Origin of the sequence: Intrasporangium sp. (assembly GCF_035280925.1) — a bacterium.
In the GTDB taxonomy this organism is placed as follows: Bacteria; Actinomycetota; Actinomycetes; order Actinomycetales; family Dermatophilaceae; genus Intrasporangium.
This window is the reverse complement of record NZ_DATEEY010000131.1, coordinates 1-3293: the sequence shown is the minus strand read 5'-3', so window position 1 is coordinate 3293 and position 3293 is coordinate 1. Positions and strand designations below refer to the sequence as shown.

Sequence of the window (3293 nt, the reverse complement as noted above, 5' to 3'; positions counted from 1 at the left end):
CCGAGCTCGCCCGGCTCGTCACGGCCGGTACGGGCGTCCCCGCGGCATCGGTCCCCTGGGACCAGCCGTATGCCGTGCCGGCCACGACCGATGTCGTCGTGCACGCGACGTCGGTGGGCTTCGGCGACGGCGACGCGATGGTCGCGCTCGAGCTCGACAGCCTGCGCGAGGGTCTCGTGGTCGCCGACGTCGTGGTCTCGCCTCCGCGCACCGCGCTCCTGCGCGCCGCCGAGGAGCGCGGTGCGACGACCCTCGACGGGCTCGGCATGCTCGTGGGCCAGGGCGCCCTCGCAGTGCGGCACTGGACCGGCATCGAGCCGGACCGGGACGTCATGCGGACCGCCGCCATCGCCGCGCTGAGGATCTGAGGGTGACCGGGTTGCACCAATGAGCGACCCGGGCGCTACCGTCGTGCGCGTCCCCACGTCGGAGCAGCGACGAATCCGCTGCACGTGGCCGGACGGATCGGACAGGTGCACCCCGTGAGCCCAGGACGCAAGCTCGTCATCGTCGAGTCTCCCGCGAAGGCGCGGACCATCGCCGGCTATCTCGGCAGCGACTGGGACGTCGAGGCGTCGGTGGGGCACATCCGTGACATCCCGACGCCGAGCGAGATGCCGGCTGAGATCAAGAAGGGCCCGTTCGGCAAGTTCGGGGTGAACATCGAGGACGACTTCGACCCGTTCTACGTCGTCGACGCCGACAAGAAGAAGAAGGTCCGCGAGCTCAAGGCCCTGCTCAAGAACGCCGACGAGCTCTACCTCGCCACGGATGAGGACCGCGAGGGCGAGGCCATCGCCTGGCACCTGCTGGAGACGCTCCAGCCGACGGTCCCCGTGAAGCGGATGGTCTTCCACGAGATCACCAAGGAGGCCATCCAGCGCGCGGCGAACACGACGCGCGAGGTCGACACGCGCCTCGTCGACGCCCAGGAGACTCGCCGCATCCTCGACCGCCTCTACGGCTACGAGGTGAGCCCGGTGCTGTGGCGCAAGGTCAAGGCCGGGCTGTCCGCCGGGCGGGTCCAGTCCGTCGCGACGCGGCTCGTCGTCGAGCGTGAGCGCGAGCGGATGGCCTTCCGCTCGGCGAGCTACTGGGACGTCGACGCCGAGCTGACGCCGGACGCCGAGGCGAACCTCTTCACCGCGCGCCTCACCGGTGTGGACGGCCGCAAGGTCGCGACCGGCCGTGACTTCGCCGACGACGGCACGCTGACGAACGCCAAGGCCACGGCGCTCGACGAGGTGGCCGCAACCGGCATCGCGAACGCCCTGCGCGCTGCCGACGTCCGGGTCTCCGACGTCTCGGAGAAGCCGTACACGAGGCGCCCGAGTGCACCGTTCACGACGAGCACCCTGCAGCAGGAGGCCTCCCGCAAGCTGCGGCTCAACAGCCGCAACGCGATGCGCGTCGCCCAGCGCCTGTACGAGAACGGCTACATCACCTACATGCGCACCGACAGCACCACCTTGTCGGATGCGGCGCTCGCCGCCGCCCGCCAGCAGGCCCGCGATCTCTACGGGGCGGACTACGTCCCCGACGCGCCCCGCCACTACGAGCGCAAGGTGAAGAACGCCCAGGAGGCGCACGAGGCCATCCGTCCCGCCGGTGACCGCTTTCGGACCCCGGCCCAGGTGGCTGGCGAGCTGCGCGGGGAGGACCACGCCCTCTACGAGCTCATCTGGAAGCGCACCATCGCCTCGCAGATGGCCGACGCCCGGGGCTCGACGGCATCCGTGCGTCTCGGCGCGACCCTCGACGACGGTGCGCCGGCGCGAGCGGTCGAGCTCTCCGCCAGCGGCACCGTCATCACGTTCCGCGGTTTCCTCGCCGCCTACGAGGAGGGCCGTGACGAGCGCCAGGCCGCGCGCCGCAAGGACGAGGCCGAGGAGGAGCGCCGGCTGCCGCGGTTGGGCGAGGGGGCGCTGCTGAGGGTCGTGCGCACCGAGGCGCTCGGCCACGAGACGTCCCCACCACCGCGCTACACCGAGGCCACCCTGGTCAAGGCCATGGAGGAGAAGGGCATCGGTCGCCCCTCGACGTACGCCTCGACGATCGGCACCATCCAGGACCGCGGCTACGTGAGCAACCGCGGCTCGGCGCTGGTGCCCAGCTGGCTGGCGTTCGCCGTGACGCGTCTCATGGAGGAGCACTTCTCACGCCTCGTCGACTACGACTTCACCGCCTCCATGGAGGAGGACCTCGACGCCATCGCCCGTGGTGACGAGCAGCGTGCCGCCTGGCTACGACGGTTCTACTTCGGCGACGAGGCGACCTCCGCCGAGGGCCTGCGGGACCTCGTGGCCGACCTCGGGGACATCGACGCGCGCGCCATCTCCACCATCGACATCGGGGAGGGCATCGTCGTTCGGGTCGGCCGCTACGGCCCCTACGTCGAGGAGGTCGTGCCGGCGGGTGTCGACCCGGCGACGGGCGAGGTGACCGACGCGGGCGCCCCTGCCGCAGACGCCGCTGATGCCGCCGACGCCCAACATGCCCCGACGACGCCGCGCCGTGCCACGATCAGCGACGAGATCGCCCCCGACGAGCTCACTCCGGCGATGGCTCGCGAGCTGCTCGAGACGGCCGCGGACGACGGCCGGGTTCTGGGCCAGGACCCGGAGACGGGGCACGACGTCGTGGCCAGAGCCGGCCGGTACGGTCCCTACGTCACCGAGGTGCTTCCCGACACGGAGGAGCCCGCCACCAAGGGACGCGGCAAGGCCACGAAGGTCAGGCCGCGCACGGCATCCCTGTTCTCGGACATGGACCTCGCGACCATCGACCTCGACACGGCGCTGCGGCTCCTCTCGCTCCCGCGGGTCGTCGGCACGGACCCCGAGACCGGCGAGGAGATCAGCGCCCAGAACGGCAGGTACGGCCCCTACCTCAAGAAGGGCAGCGACTCCCGGTCCCTCGAGACCGAGCACCAGCTGTTCGAGGTCACCCTGGAGCAGGCGCTCACCATCTACGCCCAGCCCAAGCAGCGAGGCCGCGCGGCGGCCAAGCCACCGCTCGCCGAGCTCGGCACCGATCCGACCTCCGGCCGTCCGGTCGTCGTCAAGGACGGTCGCTTCGGCCCGTACGTCACCGACGGCGAGACGAACGCGACCCTGCGCAAGGACGACGACCCGGAGAAGATCACGCCGGAGCGCGGCTTCGAGCTCCTCGCCGACAAGCGGGCCCAGGGTCCGGCGAAGAAGCGCACGGCCACCAAGGGAGCCGCGAAGAAGGCGACGGCGAAGAAGGCGACGGCGAAGAAGGGGGCCGCGAAGAAGGGGGCCGCGAGGAAG

At 71.4% G+C, this 3293-nt stretch carries 2 protein-coding genes; both read left to right on the top strand.

What is annotated here, in order from left to right:
- Positions 1-368: shikimate dehydrogenase family protein (locus tag VJN29_RS12770; protein WP_414654360.1), on the top strand; the 368-nt coding region annotated here is incomplete at its 5' end.
- A gap of 114 nt (positions 369-482) precedes the next feature.
- The coding region (gene topA / locus VJN29_RS12765; RefSeq protein ID WP_324144009.1) for a type I DNA topoisomerase at positions 483-3293 on the top strand (2811 nt) is incomplete at its 3' end.